The organism is Methanoregula sp., assembly GCF_023227875.1.
In the GTDB taxonomy this organism is placed as follows: domain Archaea; phylum Halobacteriota; class Methanomicrobia; order Methanomicrobiales; family Methanospirillaceae; genus Methanoregula.
In genome coordinates this window covers 127,901-141,916 of the sequence record NZ_JALOCH010000004.1, presented here as the reverse complement: position 1 = coordinate 141,916, position 14,016 = coordinate 127,901, and the positions used below count along the sequence as shown (strand labels likewise).

General features: G+C 51.7%; 13 protein-coding genes. 4 read left to right on the top strand and 9 right to left on the bottom strand.

The genetic code is table 11. The annotated features are described in order from the left end of the window. Positions 1-8: 8 nt before the first annotated feature. Both M0R30_RS05845 and M0R30_RS05840 read right to left on the bottom strand, forming a co-directional pair. A complete protein-coding gene (locus M0R30_RS05845; RefSeq protein WP_292544568.1) occupies positions 9-1,124 on the bottom strand; it encodes a SufD family Fe-S cluster assembly protein in 1,116 nt (371 codons plus the stop codon). Next, positions 1,109-1,840 carry an ABC transporter ATP-binding protein gene (locus tag M0R30_RS05840; RefSeq protein WP_292544566.1) on the bottom strand — a complete coding sequence of 244 codons (732 nt, stop codon included), beginning with the start codon at positions 1,838-1,840 and terminating at the stop codon, positions 1,109-1,111. Before M0R30_RS05840 ends, M0R30_RS05845 begins: the two co-directional genes overlap by 16 nt. Positions 1,841-1,957: 117 nt before the next feature. Between M0R30_RS05840 and M0R30_RS05835 the strand changes: the two genes are divergently transcribed. Continuing rightward, positions 1,958-2,872: a site-specific DNA-methyltransferase gene (locus M0R30_RS05835; protein ID WP_292544564.1), complete on the top strand. Its 915-nt coding sequence runs from the start codon at positions 1,958-1,960 to the stop codon at positions 2,870-2,872. Positions 2,873-2,887: 15 nt separating this feature from the next. Here M0R30_RS05835 and M0R30_RS05830 read toward each other — a convergent pair whose 3' ends face one another. Further along, complete coding sequence (locus tag M0R30_RS05830; RefSeq protein WP_292544562.1) at positions 2,888-3,898, bottom strand: hypothetical protein; 1,011 nt, start codon at positions 3,896-3,898, stop codon at positions 2,888-2,890. A 26-nt stretch (positions 3,899-3,924) separates the two neighbouring features. Then, positions 3,925-4,692, bottom strand: a complete 768-nt coding sequence (locus tag M0R30_RS05825) for a TIGR01458 family HAD-type hydrolase (protein ID WP_292544561.1) — start codon at positions 4,690-4,692, stop codon at positions 3,925-3,927. Between the two features lie 203 nt (positions 4,693-4,895). Between M0R30_RS05825 and M0R30_RS05820 the strand changes: the two genes are divergently transcribed. Both M0R30_RS05820 and M0R30_RS05815 read left to right on the top strand, forming a co-directional pair. Continuing rightward, positions 4,896-5,981, top strand: coding sequence for a ribonuclease H-like domain-containing protein (locus M0R30_RS05820; RefSeq protein WP_292544559.1), 1,086 nt, complete (start codon positions 4,896-4,898; stop codon positions 5,979-5,981). Continuing rightward, positions 5,968-8,277 (top strand): DEAD/DEAH box helicase, encoded by a 2,310-nt coding sequence (locus M0R30_RS05815; RefSeq protein ID WP_292544557.1) that lies wholly within the window; start codon positions 5,968-5,970, stop codon positions 8,275-8,277. The genes M0R30_RS05820 and M0R30_RS05815 overlap by 14 nt, the downstream gene beginning before the upstream one ends. A gap of 204 nt (positions 8,278-8,481) precedes the next feature. On the opposite strand, the gene M0R30_RS05810 is transcribed toward M0R30_RS05815, so the two are convergent. Genes M0R30_RS05810 through M0R30_RS05800 form a run of 3 tightly spaced genes read right to left on the bottom strand, consistent with a single transcriptional unit; the run spans position 8,482 to position 12,692 of the window. After that, positions 8,482-8,745, bottom strand: coding sequence for a M48 family metallopeptidase (locus M0R30_RS05810; protein ID WP_292544556.1), 264 nt, complete (start codon positions 8,743-8,745; stop codon positions 8,482-8,484). Then, positions 8,742-11,651, bottom strand: a complete 2,910-nt coding sequence (locus M0R30_RS05805) for an HsdR family type I site-specific deoxyribonuclease (RefSeq protein WP_292544555.1) — start codon at positions 11,649-11,651, stop codon at positions 8,742-8,744. Before M0R30_RS05805 ends, M0R30_RS05810 begins: the two co-directional genes overlap by 4 nt. A 3-nt stretch (positions 11,652-11,654) precedes the next feature. Continuing rightward, the gene (locus tag M0R30_RS05800) at positions 11,655-12,692 is read right to left on the bottom strand and encodes a restriction endonuclease (protein ID WP_292544552.1); all 1,038 of its coding nucleotides are present in this window, start codon (positions 12,690-12,692) and stop codon (positions 11,655-11,657) included. Between the two features lie 139 nt (positions 12,693-12,831). Between M0R30_RS05800 and M0R30_RS05795 the strand changes: the two genes are divergently transcribed. Further along, positions 12,832-13,437 (top strand): RNA-binding domain-containing protein, encoded by a 606-nt coding sequence (locus M0R30_RS05795; protein ID WP_292544549.1) that lies wholly within the window; start codon positions 12,832-12,834, stop codon positions 13,435-13,437. Between the two features lie 94 nt (positions 13,438-13,531). Here the strand turns inward: M0R30_RS05795 and M0R30_RS05790 are convergent, their stop codons facing one another. After that, entirely contained in the window at positions 13,532-13,756 is a 225-nt protein-coding gene (locus M0R30_RS05790) for a type II toxin-antitoxin system HicA family toxin (RefSeq protein ID WP_292544546.1), read from the bottom strand. Further along, a complete protein-coding gene (locus M0R30_RS05785; RefSeq protein ID WP_292544544.1) occupies positions 13,753-13,983 on the bottom strand; it encodes a type II toxin-antitoxin system HicB family antitoxin in 231 nt (76 codons plus the stop codon). Before M0R30_RS05785 ends, M0R30_RS05790 begins: the two co-directional genes overlap by 4 nt. Positions 13,984-14,016 lie beyond the last annotated feature (33 nt).

Sequence of the window (14,016 nt, the reverse complement as noted above, 5' to 3'; positions counted from 1 at the left end):
CGATCAGTTCAGAACCCTGATTTTTCCGCCTCATCAATCGAAGCATCGATCTGCTGTTGCAGGGCTTCCGGGAGACCGGAGATCTTGACATCGAGAAACCCGCGGATGATGGTTGCTGTTGCCTCATCCTCATCCAGTCCCCGTGCCATGAGATACTCGATCTCTTCACGGGCGAGTTTCCCTACGGCAGCCTCATGCGAGAGCTCGGTCCCGACGACAGACCCTTCGATCTCCGGGACCGCGTAGATGATCCCATCCTTGAGGATGAGACCCTTACACTCGAGGTGCCCCCGGGTACCGGCAGTTTTTCCATTGATATGGCCCCGGGACATGATTGTACCACCTTTGGTGATGGCACGGGTAATCAGCTCGGCGCTGGCTCCGGCACCCTCAAGGATTGCACGGGAGCCAAGATCCATATACGAACCAGGAGTTGCAATCACGACACTGCTGAACCGGGCGACCGAGTTCTCCCCTTTCAGTGTGGCAGTCGGGTACATCTGCACCTTTTTCACCGGTTGCATGCAGACGTAATTGGAGAGGAACACACCGTTTTCCTCAACGATCGAAGCACTCCGTGGGTATACCTCAATATTTTCGCTCCAGTTATGGATCATCGTGAAACTGATCTTCGCGTTCTTTTTCACGTAGAACTCGGAGACCCCGTAGTGCATCCCACCGGTGCCTACATGTTCGCCGCTTGCACAACCTGAAATAATATGGAGCTCCGCTCCCTCTTCGGCAATGATAATGTTGTGAACATGCTGGATCTGTTCGCGCCCGAGGAACAGGCAGGCCTGTATGGGGAAGATGTTGTTCGAACCCTTGTGGGCGATGATCACGTAACCCTTTGGATCTTTTTGTGCTGCAACGTATTTTGTGACCTCGTCTTTTTCCGGGGAGACAACCTTCCATGCGTACTCTTTCAGGCCGTCGTATTTCTCCATCGCCTTTTTGTACGAGAGAACCTCGATCCCCTCCTCCGCACATTCTGCATGGACCACGTCCTGGTCCATCTGGAGGTAACTACCGCACCGGTTCTTCATCTCAAGGTCGATACCGGTCTGGGCCAGCCTCTCCCGGTCGGTTTTCGAGATCTCGGTGACGTTCACGGGTTGCGGCATTCGAGACACTCCTTGTATCCATGCTGTTTGATGTCTTTCAAGATTTCACGGGGATTCCCATGGCACTTGATCTGCCCGTCGCACATCACGTGGCCGCGATCGGTTTCGAGATAGTCGAGGATATACCCCGTATGGGTGATGATGAGCCCGCTCTTCTGCCGCTTGATAATGTGTTTGTCCTTTTCCAGAAGAGATCCGATTGCATTTCCGATGAGGGAAATATTCTCGATATCGACACCGCTCTCCGGTTCATCGAGCATGATAAAATCCGGGTTTTGCATGGTGAGCTGGAGCACTTCGCTGCGTTTGATCTCGCCCCCGGAAAAACCCTTGTTGATATCCCGTTCCAGGAATTTGTCCATGTGGAGGGATTTGGCAAGCTCAGGGATGTTCTCTGTTTTGGTTCGGGAAATTGCGGAGAGGAGTTTTCCCAGTTTCAACCCTGATATCGTCGGGGGCCGCTGGAAGAGCATGCCGATCCCCCGCTTGGCCCGCTCATGGGCCTTCATGTTGGTTACATCTTCCCCCTTGAAGACGATCTTCCCCTCCGTGATGGTATATTGAGAATAACCCATAATGGTCATCAGGAGCGTCGTCTTCCCTGATCCATTGGGGCCAAGAAGTACATGGGTCTCACCCTCACCGATGTGGAGATTGATGTCGTGCAACACTTCCTTGTCGCCGACCTTCACATGCAGGTCTTTGATATCCAGCATAAGATAATCGTAGACAATATGTCCATTGTTGCATTAAACGCTTTTCTCGTTGACATTATTGCAGTGATGCGGCATCTTTTACTCATCGTATGGTATAGTAAGATGTGATAGCGTGTGATGAGACCGAAGATCGGGGATAAAGAAGGGAAAGCCAGGATTCGCCGGGGATCCCAGGATGCACAAAAAAACCTGCATACTGATGAACCTTCAGGTATCCGTCCCTTCATCAACCGGATCATATGCGGAGATGCGCAGGAAGCTCTCATCCGGATTCCTGACCGGAGTATCGATCTCATCATCACGTCCCCCCCCTACAATTTCGGCCATTCCTACGCCCAGGACTCGCAGGATGATACGCATGAGTGGAATGAATATTTCGGGAAACTCCTCCGTGTCTGGCGGGAATGCGAACGCGTACTCAAGCCCGGTGGCAGGATGGCGGTGAACGTCCAGCCCCTCTTCTCGGATTATGTACCAACGCACCACATCATTTCGCAACAGCTTTCCGGGCTGGGCCTCCTCTGGAGGGCGGAGTTACTCTGGGAGAAGAACAATTACAATGCGAAATACACGGCCTGGGGGAGCTGGAAATCCCCTTCAATGCCCTATATCAAATACACCTGGGAATACATCGAGATCTTTGACAAGGAATCGCATAAAAAGGCCGGCCGCCGGGAAGACATCGATATCACGGCAGGGGAATTCAAGGAATGGGTACTGGGCAGGTGGTCGTTTCCCCCGGAAACGCGGATGAAAGACTATGATCACCCGGCAATGTTTCCGGAAGAACTGCCCCGGCGGCTCATGAAACTGTTCTCTTATAAAAATGACCTGGTGCTCGATCCGTTCAACGGTGCAGGCACGACCTCCCTTGTGGCATGGAAACTCGGGCGCAGGTTTATCGGTATCGATATATCGGCACAATACTCCGATATGGCAATGGCGAGACTGACAGCATCAGGAGACAATGGATGCACAACGGAATCGTATCCTGTACCAAAAATGGTACACCTTGAAGAGCTTGAGAAATAAATCCCTCCACGAATCTTACCCGGGTATATTGTTTTTTACATGCTGGTAGGTGCCCTTCCGGTCGTACTGGTGATTGAGAATATAATTATGGAGTTCTGCGTACTGCATGCGTTGGCGCTGCAGGTCATTGTAGAGTGGTACCTGCTGGTTGTATTTTTGAGCATCACGCTGCACGTAATATCCATCCATTTCGGCTTTCAGCGAATCGATCCGTATGGTAAGATCCTTCACGTTCATTTCGGATGTTTTGATGATAGAACCCAAATAGAGTGACTCCTTACAACTTCCGAACGTTTTCGTTCCGTTTCCTACGGGAATAACCTGTGGATCAGAATACAGTGTAACGCCTTCACGGAGGCTGTCTGTTGGTACTCCGACAAAGGAGAGGTTGGTGGTCTCAATGAATACATATCCCGTCTGCCTGTATTCATCATCCGGGCAGGCAACCCCGATTGCCATGTGTGACTCCGGTGTAAACGATAACAGGGAGACATTATACCCCTCCCGGGAAAGAAGGCCTGCAAGGAGCAGGCTCTTGTCATCACAATCTCCGGATTTATCGACATAGGTCTCGATAGGGAATTTTGGCGGGCTCTCGCTTGTTGTTTCGTAGCGGACTGACTGGACAAATACTGCGATCAGTTCGAGATATTCATCGTCGTTTAGACCATGTTCGTCCCGGATCACTCTCAGGTCACGGATAAGATCGGTATAGAACTGTTCCTGGCTGGGATCATCGATCATCGAGAGGTACGTGGTCTCCAGCCATGCGTCTTCGGATACATTTCCCCGGATGAGGGTCTCCTTATCCGCTACCTTCGCCCCGACATATACCGAAGGATCAACCGGGCTCGTGACCGATATTATTACCTGTTCGAATGGAAAGGAGTGGACCGGGGCGGGAATGGAGATGTTGGTCTCCTGCGGTTCGATATGCGGGGGGACGACCGTGTTCTGGTTAATGATAAGGTTTGCACTTACAACTACGATCCCAATGAGAAAGAGGGTAAAAACCACATATTTCATAAAACGATAAAGGGAATTCAAGGATCTCACAGGATCTCCTGCAGTCGGGCAATCGAATCAATGATCGCATCAGGCCGGACTTTTGAATCCTGCAGGATATCCTCGCGGAATTTTCCGGTCCGGACAAGGATGCCGGTTATACCGGCCGCTTGTGCACCCCCGACATCCGTGAAAATATCATCGCCAATCATTGCCACCTCGCCCGGCTGAAGATCCATGTCCCTGAGTGCCAGGTTAAAGAAAGATTTTGACGGTTTTCCCATAACAATGGCCTGTTTTCCCGTCGCGAACTCGAGTGCGGATACGAATGGACCTGCAGAGAGTGACAGGCCATTACGCGTCATCCAGTACCGGTCTTTTTCCAGCGCGATCAATTCCGCACCTTCAATGAGAAGCCTGAACGCGGTGTTCAGGCTTCTATATGTCAGTGCCTCCCCGGCATCACCAACAATGACAAAATCAGTTTTTTCTGAATCGTCCCGGACCCCGGCATCGATAAAGTCCTGGTCAACATCCCCCGTCGTGAGCAGATGAAAATGGTCCCGTCCGGTGCTTTTCATGTAGGCAATCGCTGCACGTGGCGGTGTGAAAATACTCTCTTCGGGAATGTCCAGACCCATTGCTGATAATTGTCCGGAGATAGTCTTCCGGCATTTGCGGGTTGTGTTGGAGATAAACCGGAACTGATATTTATTTTCCGTGAGGTATTCGATGGCCTCACGACCCCCTTGTATCGGCTGGTCCCCTACATACAGGACACCGTCAATATCGATCAGCAATCCTTTGACCTTCATCAGAAACACCGATTCCTTGGTAATGACATCAGTGAAAATGTCATACCCGCATGCACACTATTCCCGGTTTATACCAGAAGGATTGCATCGCCCGGTAGATTAAACGTCTCATCCTCAAAGGGGACCGATAGCCTCCTCTTTAGCACTTTCACCCCGCCCGCCCGGATATTTAAACGTCCGTACCGGGATTTTCTATCCATACGATGTCTGCCCTCCCCGCCCCTGCACGAATCGGCGCACTCTGGCAGCAGCGGATGCAGGGAATGCGGGAATATGAAATTGTCCGCGACGGGAATGCATTCGGGGCCGGTTTTTCAAACTCGTTTGTTTTTTCATCCGAATACGAACAGGCCCGGCACTATCTCGAAATGCTCCTCTCGCGTTACCGGGGGATGACGATCGATGAACAGTTCCACGGCAAAGAGCTCGTCAATGGTGGCGGCACCTGTTTTACCCTGGAATCCCGCCAGGATTTATCGCGACCTGTATTGGATTCCGATTGTTTCAGGACTGATCTCCTTTGTGACCTGACGCTTGTCCATGGCATCGGACCAGCGACCCGGAAGAAGCTGAATGCACGGGGATATCATTCCATACCGGATCTGATGGAACATCCCAAACTGAGATCGCGTGCACATGAGGTCCTTGCATGTCTATCTGATGGAAATACCTCCGCGATCATGGACATGATCGGCAGCCGGCACTCCAAATCCCATGTATCTGTTCTTGGGACTGCCGGCCTCCATGAGCCGGAAGATTATGTATTCCTTGATATCGAGACTCTCGGGCTTTTTTCCCGTCCTATCATCCTTTTCGGGATCGGTGTCATCGATAACGGAAAACTGGTCGTGTACCAGTACCTGCTGCGAGACATCGCCGAGGAACAGGCAGCCCTTATCGCAACTGCCGGACACCTTTCCGGTGATCGGGTGGCGCTCGTCACCTTCAATGGAAAATCATTTGATCTGCCCTACATTGTCGATCGCCTGGCATACTATGGGCTGGGATCTCCTGCAAAGATCCCTCACTTTGACGTCCTCCATTTCAGCCGTCGCAGGTGGAAAGATCAGCTCCCCTCGCTGCGTCTTGCTGCGCTTGAACGGGAGATTCTCGGGATCAGCCGGAGCGATGATGTGCCGGGGCAGATGGTGCCCGAATTTTACGAAACATACCTCCGCTCCGGAAATATCGGGCCGCTTGTCCCGATCGTTGAACACAACCGGCAGGATGTGGTCTCACTTGCCCGCCTCTTCTTCCACCTGCTGGGGGAGACCTATGGCTGTCGCTGACCTGATCCGGCTCCTGAACGTAAACCCGGTCTACCGGACCCGGTTCGTTCATATGAAGACGACCGAGCCGGAACCTGCCCGGTACGGGTTGCTGGAAACCTCCCTGTCCCCATCACTTGAGGCATATCTTGACCAGAGAGGGATCCGGCTCTACTCCCACCAGTGCGAAGCGATCAACCATGTGCGGGCCGGAAAGAACGTGATCCTCACCACGTCCACTGCGAGCGGCAAGACCCTCGCTTTCAACATTCCCGTCTTCAGCGATCTTGAAAGCCATCCTGATGCACGGGCACTCTACCTTTATCCGACAAAGGCCCTCTCGAACGACCAGTTCCTGACACTTGAACAGATGGCTCAGTTCACCGGCATTGCCGCCAAACCTGCCATCTATGACGGGGACACCCCGCAGTCAAAGAGGGCCGCGATCCGTGAACACTCCCGGGTTATCATCTCAAATCCCCATGAACTGCACCAGGTGCTGTCATGGCATGCAAAATGGCAGCCGTTCCTGTCAAACCTGGATTTCATCATCATCGATGAGGCACACCGGTATCGTGGGGTATTTGGGTCCCATATCGCCTTTGTGATACGCCGTCTCCTGCGCCTCTGCCGGCATTATGGATCGAATCCCCGTTTCATCCTGTCCACGGCGACGCTTGCAAACCCGTGCGAATTTGCCCGCCATCTCACCGGGCTGGAGTTCTCGCTTGTTGATAATGATGGCTCACCCCATGGCAGGAAAAATTTCGTATTGTACAATCCGTTTTATGATGGTATCAGCGAACGGTCCCTGCACCAGGAGACAAAGGACCTCCTTGTATCCTGTGTCAAAGAAGACCTCCAGACCCTTTGTTTCACCGGATCCCGAAAGATGGCCGAGCTGGTCACGGTCTGGGCGCGTGACGATGCACGCAGGATCTCATCACGGCTCGCGGAATCGATCTCAGCATACCGGGCGGGTTTCCTGCCGGAAGAACGGCGGGTAATCGAACGGCAGCTCAAGGAAGGAGTCCTGAAAGGAGTCGTTTCAACAAATGCCCTCGAACTGGGCATCGACATCGGCTCACTGGATGCGGTTATTATTTCCGGGTATCCCGGCACCATGATGTCCACCCGTCAGCAGGCCGGGCGGGCCGGGAGGAAAGGGGATGAATCCCTTGCCATCCTCGTTGCACAGGCAAATCCCCTTGACCAGTACTTCATGCACCACCCGGAACAGTTCTTCGAACGCTCCCACGAGCACGCGATCATCGATACCGGCAACCCGTATATCGTCTCCGGGCACCTTCTCTGCGCTGCTGCCGAACTGCCCCTGCGGGAAGAAGCAGACCGGGATTTTTTTGGAGAATTTGTCTCGTGGCTCCTGCCTGAACTTGAATCAAATGACCTTTTACGAAGGACATCCCGCGGCTGGGTATATGCCGGGCGCGGGCGTGCAGCGGACGCCGTGAGGCTCGATGGTGTTCCCGGTGAAACGTTCCGGGTGATGTGCCACGGCAGGCTGCTTGAGACCCTTGATCTCGGCCAGGCATACCGCGAGGCACACAAGGGTGCGATCATGCTCCACCAGGGCGAGACGTTTGTCGTGAACGAGATGGACCTTGAGACGCATACGATCCGGGTGACGGAAACTGATGTAGACTATTATACCCAGCCCCTCAAGGAAGTGGACCTTTCCATTATCGAAACGCTGGAGACCAGGACGGTCAACGGGGTCCGGTGTGCGTTTGGTGATGTGGAGGTGACAGAGCAGTACACCGGTTATAAGATCAAAAGGGGCGACACGATCATCGGTCTGGAGCCCCTGTCTCTCCCGGCCCTCACGTTCAGGACACGGGCCTTTTGGTTTATCCTCCCCGAATCCATTGAACAAAAAGTCTCCGGCGTCGGTCTCGACCTTGCCGGTGGACTGCACGGGGCGGAACACGCGGTCATCGCGCTCATGCCCCTCCACGTGATGTGCGATCGGTGGGACATCGGTGGTTTGTCGTCACCGGCATACGGTGAGGATGGCGAACCGGTGGTTTTTGTCTATGATGCGTATGAAGGCGGAATCGGGCTTGCGGAGAAGGCATTCAGCATTCTCCCCCAACTGTTCTTAAGTGCGTATGAACTGGTGAGGGACTGCCGGTGCGAGACCGGGTGCCCCTCCTGCATCTACTCCCCGAAATGCGGGAACGACAACCAACCCCTGGACAAGGATGCGACGGCGATCGTGCTCGGGGCGCTGTGCCGGGGGCCGGAGTCTACGGGCGGTAGTACCGGGGTGGCGGGAATGATGCCGGTTACCCCGTGATGGGTGGTTGACTTGGCCGGGGAATACGGAGAGTATATGGGATCTTTGTCTTTTCCGATGCGGGATAGCCCATTTTTTTAAGACATTGAAGTTTGCAAACAGCGCGCGGTCATTGGTGCCATGCGCCGCCCGGAGTTCGCGGTAGGTCGCATCGTCCTGCCCGGGGAGAACTGTTATGGTGGTCTTGACCCTTGGGAGATTCAGTTAATCGGAAGTATATGCCTTCAACAGCGCCCGGAACATCTTCCCATGGTTAGGATATTTCAGATGCAACAATTCATGGATTATGATTTTTTTTCGTTCATCTTTTGGTAATCGTAAAATTGTCCGGTCGAACGTCAGCCGGCCCCTGCTCGAACAGCTCGCAAGCTTGGTCTTCATTTTCCGAAGATGGATCTCCTTTATTTCGACCTTGCAGATTTCAGCCCATTCTCCTACGGAGCGCTTGAAAGACTCCGACGAGATCATTCTACAGCCCGCTTGAGGACGTTCATAATCTGGTCAACGATCTTTTTGATTTCTTTGATCTCACTGATTCCCGATTTCAGGATTATCGTATACAACTCCTGCTTCACATCGCGGGCCTGTTGTTCGCTGGCTCTCCAGTGGGGATACTGGTTCAGGATCCCTTTCATCTCGTGGGCTTTCGTTTCCGTATCGGTGACATTGGTCTTATTGAGGAGCCAGAAAATGGTGAACTCTTCCATCGGAATATTGCGTTTCTCCTGTTCAAGCCGGGCCGCATTGATCTCTTCGATGATCGTTTTGAGTTCGGCGAGAGTCTCCTGCGTGGTTTTCTGGCGATCCTTGTAGAGCTGGATCACGGCATCCGCCTTCTCGCTGATGGAAAGGAGGTAGGGGGACTCTTCCGAATGTTTTCTTACAAGATTGGTAATTCCTTTGCTCAGGTTAAACACTTTTTCGATGTCAGAGGCTGGTTGTTCTTCGATATACCTGAGAACTTTGTCGTCGATCTCGTAGATTCTTCCCGGTGCCCCGATCTCGCTGCTTACGGTGTGGTCCTGGACGAGTCGTGCCACTTTACGGGAGAACTCGCGGTCGACAGAGATCCCGGGATCGAAGTTCTCCCGGACCATGCGGTACATTCTCGCAAGTGTGTCCACATCATCGAGGTATGGTCTCAGGAATGCGTCAGGTGAGAGGATTTCATAGATGTCTGAAATTTCGTGGAAGAATCCGTAGAACGTCAGGCGGACTTCTTCGTTCAGGAAATATTCGAGTACTGCTTCGACCGCCTTGTCCCGTTTCTTTCCTTTCGCAAGCCCGAAGTATTGCTGCGCTTCCTGTGACATCAGCCGGGTGAACCGTGTTTTGAGGACGTCGATGTCATTTACAATCCCTTCGATGTCACTGGAATCAAACGCGAGCGCTTTTTTGAGGTTATCGAAGATCCCGACAATATCGAGTACGAATCCCGAGGGTTTCTTCCGGCCTTCAGCGTCTTCGTAGGGCCTGTTGACGCGGGCAATCGCCTGGAGGAGGACATGGTCGCGCATCGGTTTATCGAGATATATGCAGTAGAGGACAGGGGCATCGAACCCGGTAAGAAGTTTTTCCGTGACAATGAGGATCCTAGGATCTTTGTCCGGATTTCTAAATGCCTTGCGGATTCTTTTCTCTTCATCTTCCGCGTGATAGTATGTGCGGAGGTCTACGCGGTCATTGCCTTCATCCCGTGGATTTGGGCTGTAGATGACTTCGGAATATTCCACGGGAAGGAGTTTGTCGAGTTCTTTCTTGTAGAGTGCGCAGGCTTCCCGGTCAACGGCAACCAGGAACGCCTTGTATCCCATGGGCTCCACATTGTGCCGGAAATGGTCTGCCACAAACTTCGCGACTTTCGGCACCCGCTCGGGGCTCTTCATCATGTTCCGGAGATTGACTGCTTTCTCCAGTACTTTGTTGAGTTCTGCGACATCGCTGATCCCTTCCGTTTCGGCAAGGTCAAGGAATTCTTTTTCGAGGGTCCGTCGGTCAACGAGCAGATCGTTGGGGGCAAGCGTGTAATTGAGCGGAACCGTGGTCCCGTCACTGATGGACTCTGCGATGCGGTACCGGTCGAGATAGCCGTGTGGAGGATCGTCGCGGCCGAACGTGATGAACGTGCCCTGCCCGTACGCGGTCTTGTCGATGGGAGTCCCGGTGAATCCGATATAAGTTGCGTTCGGGAGTGCTCCCATGAGGTAATTGCCCAGCGTGCCGGTGGTTGTCCGGTGGGCCTCGTCCACGAGAATAAAGATCGTGTCCCGGGTATTGATCTTCTCCGGCATCCCCTCGAACTTGTGGATCATGGAGACGATGAGACCCCGGTGATCGGATGCCAGAAGTGCCTGCAACTCCCGTTTGCTCTCCGCGACTTCGACATTCCCGATGCCGGCAGCGGTGAGATTACCGAAGAGCTGGGTTTCGAGTTCGTTCCGGTCCACGAGCATGATCACGGTCGGGTTCTCAAAGACCGGCTCATTGAGGATCTTCTGTGCTGCTACGATCATCGTGTAGGTCTTGCCTGACCCCTGTGTGTGCCAGATCAGGCCGCGTTTCTTTCCGGCATCCCGGGCCCGGCCGAGCAGTTTGTCAACAGCCCGCATCTGGTGCTGGCGGAGCACGACTTTCTTTAATTCCTCATCCTGCCGGGTGAAGAGGATCCCATCGGTAAGCAGGGTGATGAAACACTTCCGGTCACAGAAGGTTTTGACCAGCGTCTCGTAGTTTCCACCGGATTCATCCTTCCAGTTGAAGAGCGTCTTCTTCGAGGTGTTCCAGGTCGCGCTGTAATAATACCGGATGATGTGGGTGAGCGCGTAGATCTGGAGGACGGCGAGCATCTCGGGACATTCGCGGTGGTAGCGCCGGATCTGGTCGAGGGCTTCGGCGATGCCTTCCTTCTTGTGGGCGGCCTTGGTCTCGACAAAGAAGACCGGGATGCCATTGACGAGGAAGACGACATCCTCGCGGATCGTCTTCGAGCCGTTGGTGAACGAGAACTCATCGGTGATCTGGAAGGTGTTGGTGTCGATATCATCGGTGTCGATGAACCGGACATTGCGCTCCCGGTTCTCTTTTGGGACAAAGATGGTCTTTATCCCTTTGAGATATTCCCATGCGGTGAGGTTGCCTTCGATGGTGGGAGGTATGCGCCCGATCCGTTTGGCGAGTTCTGTTGCAAGCTCGCGGGTCATGAACGAATCATTGAGCCGGATAATCTGATCGATGAAAATTTCCTTAAAAAGAATTCCGGTGGTGCCGCCCCGGAGTGCCGTTGCCTTGTCCTTTAGGATATATTCCCATTGTACCGATTCGGCATAGTCGATGAACGGATTCTGTACTGATGCACGTTCACCGCCGAGTGTCATGAATTATTCCTCTTCCGGAACGAGAATCCAGATTCGTTTTAGGGGAAGGTCCGCTTTAATCTCATCAGGGATTTTATCGTAATATGTTTGAATCATCTGAATGAGATCATCCGCATTCCAGAGTCGAATCTCGAAAAATTTTGTTGATGTTTCTTTTGGGACCGTCCCGCTGTAGCCGCCCCATGATACCAACAAGCCATGTTCGGCTTGGAAATTCTTCATAACTCCCTGCAGTTCCCGGACAATCTTTACATCACACGGGCTGTCGCTGGACTTGACCTGAACTGCTAAGCGAGGGTGATCAAAACCCAATGGACCTTTTCCAGCGATAATGTCGACACCACCATCCGCGCCGGGTTTTGCAACACTTATTGTATATCCCTGAGCCTCAAGGATAGCACCAACAAGCCGGGTGAGATCATGTCCTCTGAATTTCCTGCTGATAAGATTACGAAGTTGATCGGTTGCCATCTCCTCAATATCAAAGGGAATTTCGATATAGAGCTCTCCGTCAGCGGATTTTTTGATTTCCGTCTTTACTCCCGTCTTTCTTTGATTCGGTGTGGCCGTCCCTTCGAGTATTTCCTGAACTCTCACTTCAGCATTATTCCTGTGAATTCGGCACACCGTCATGAAAGCGCCAAGTGAATAGAGGAGATCCTGGTCAAACTTGTCGCGGGGGATCTCTTTTATCCAGTCAACGTTTCGGGTATGGTGTGCATTCTCCGGAAAGTCCTTTCGGAAACGATAGGGGCTGGTAATCTTTCCGAATGCAATTGCGGTCCTGCTCTTTAGCGGCATTGCGATAAGATCCCCGATCTCCATGCCTCGTAGAAACGGCCAGATCTGGCTTTCCCAGTTGATATGCGTCTTGGGTTTATCGTCAGGAAATGTTTTTTCAAGGAGGACTCTCAATTGTTCCCGAGTCTCGATTTTTGAGAGGTCTGGCAATTCGTTCCAGCCAATGACGGCAACTTTGTTCTCAAGGGCAAAATCCTCCCGTTCACCGTACCGGCCGCTGCGAACCATCCAGAGTGTCATGCTAATGATTCAATTGATTTATTATACCTAAATCTTTTACCAAAAAAATTGTATTTTACTCGAATATTAAAAAATAAAATAAAAACAAACCCTTTTGTGTATCAGGTCAAATATTCTCCTGAAAGAATTTTGAGCCATCATGGTAACCATCGAAGAATTAAACGATTTAATCAAAAATGGCGAGAATGAGTCCGTTGAATTTAAAACTAGATTGTTTGATCCTCAAATAATTGCAAAAATATTGGGTGCTTTTGCGAATACCAAAGGTGGAACAATAATTATCGGAATCGATGATTTAGCCCATATTGTTGGAGTGGAAGACATTCCAAGAACTATCCGAATTTTAAAACAAGCAACTACTCAAATTGATCCTCCTCTTGAGATTTCAATTGAAACAGTCCAATTCGAAAATAAATCAGTTGTTGTTGCTAAAGTTCCAAAAAGTGAAAAATCGCTCCATTCATTTAAAGGGGTTTTTTTCCAAAGAGTTGGTCATACCGCTATTCCAATATCCTCAAAGAACATAATTGAAGGAATCCACAAGAACCAATTAAGCGAAAATGAACTGCGTCAGGAACTTACAATCCTTGCAAATGCTGTGGAGAGACTTAATAGTCAGATAATTATTATGGGGAGCTGGAAAACAAAAATTGTTGATTATACGATTGGCGCAATTATTGCATTATTCATAACGGGTATAGCCGTTTTTGTCTGCATGAAAATATTCGGTTATAATCCATTTTAGTAGTCAATGATTTGGAATCCGTCTCTTTGCGGTCATGAGATCGTGCAGGAGCGATGCGAACCGGACGCATCTGTTTAGGATATTTCTTTGGTCATTACAGCAGGGCGACAAATTCTTCGACCGTGATCTGCGCCTGCGATAAAATGGACTTCAGCGTTTTTGGTGCAAGGGTGGCACCAGAATGGACGGACACCGTGACCAGGCAGTCTTTCTCTGCGTGATAGAGAAAATGATGGCTCCCTCTGGTATGGACGAGGGCAAGTCCTGCATGGTGAAGCGCCCTGAGTACCTTGTCTCCGGTCACCCGGGGAACCTTCATGCAACTACCGGGTCCTTGAGGGTCACTTCCACTTCAACCGGTACGGGCTTTTTGAGGAGCTTCAGGGTTTCGATGTACCCGGTGATTGCTTCTTCGATATTTTTGAGAGCCTCATCCCAAGTGTCGCCCTGCGAGATGCAGCCGGGCAGGGAGGGAACGGTCACCGTGTAGCCACCGCTCTCGTTCTTGTCCATAAGAACCGTATAGCGCATTCGTGTTTGTTTCATGCGGGCACTTCACTGGTTGTAATTGAACAGTAT

Coding starts and splice junctions, on each gene's coding strand:
- M0R30_RS05845 (WP_292544568.1), bottom strand. CDS start 1,124: ATGCCGCAACCCGTGAACGTCACCGAGATCTCGAAAACCGACCGGGAG.
- M0R30_RS05840 (WP_292544566.1), bottom strand. CDS start 1,840: ATGCTGGATATCAAAGACCTGCATGTGAAGGTCGGCGACAAGGAAGTG.
- M0R30_RS05835 (WP_292544564.1), top strand. CDS start 1,958: ATGAGACCGAAGATCGGGGATAAAGAAGGGAAAGCCAGGATTCGCCGG.
- M0R30_RS05830 (WP_292544562.1), bottom strand. CDS start 3,898: ATGAAATATGTGGTTTTTACCCTCTTTCTCATTGGGATCGTAGTTGTA.
- M0R30_RS05825 (WP_292544561.1), bottom strand. CDS start 4,692: ATGAAGGTCAAAGGATTGCTGATCGATATTGACGGTGTCCTGTATGTA.
- M0R30_RS05820 (WP_292544559.1), top strand. CDS start 4,896: ATGTCTGCCCTCCCCGCCCCTGCACGAATCGGCGCACTCTGGCAGCAG.
- M0R30_RS05815 (WP_292544557.1), top strand. CDS start 5,968: ATGGCTGTCGCTGACCTGATCCGGCTCCTGAACGTAAACCCGGTCTAC.
- M0R30_RS05810 (WP_292544556.1), bottom strand. CDS start 8,745: ATGATCTCGTCGGAGTCTTTCAAGCGCTCCGTAGGAGAATGGGCTGAA.
- M0R30_RS05805 (WP_292544555.1), bottom strand. CDS start 11,651: ATGACACTCGGCGGTGAACGTGCATCAGTACAGAATCCGTTCATCGAC.
- M0R30_RS05800 (WP_292544552.1), bottom strand. CDS start 12,692: ATGACACTCTGGATGGTTCGCAGCGGCCGGTACGGTGAACGGGAGGAT.
- M0R30_RS05795 (WP_292544549.1), top strand. CDS start 12,832: ATGGTAACCATCGAAGAATTAAACGATTTAATCAAAAATGGCGAGAAT.
- M0R30_RS05790 (WP_292544546.1), bottom strand. CDS start 13,756: ATGAAGGTTCCCCGGGTGACCGGAGACAAGGTACTCAGGGCGCTTCAC.
- M0R30_RS05785 (WP_292544544.1), bottom strand. CDS start 13,983: ATGAAACAAACACGAATGCGCTATACGGTTCTTATGGACAAGAACGAG.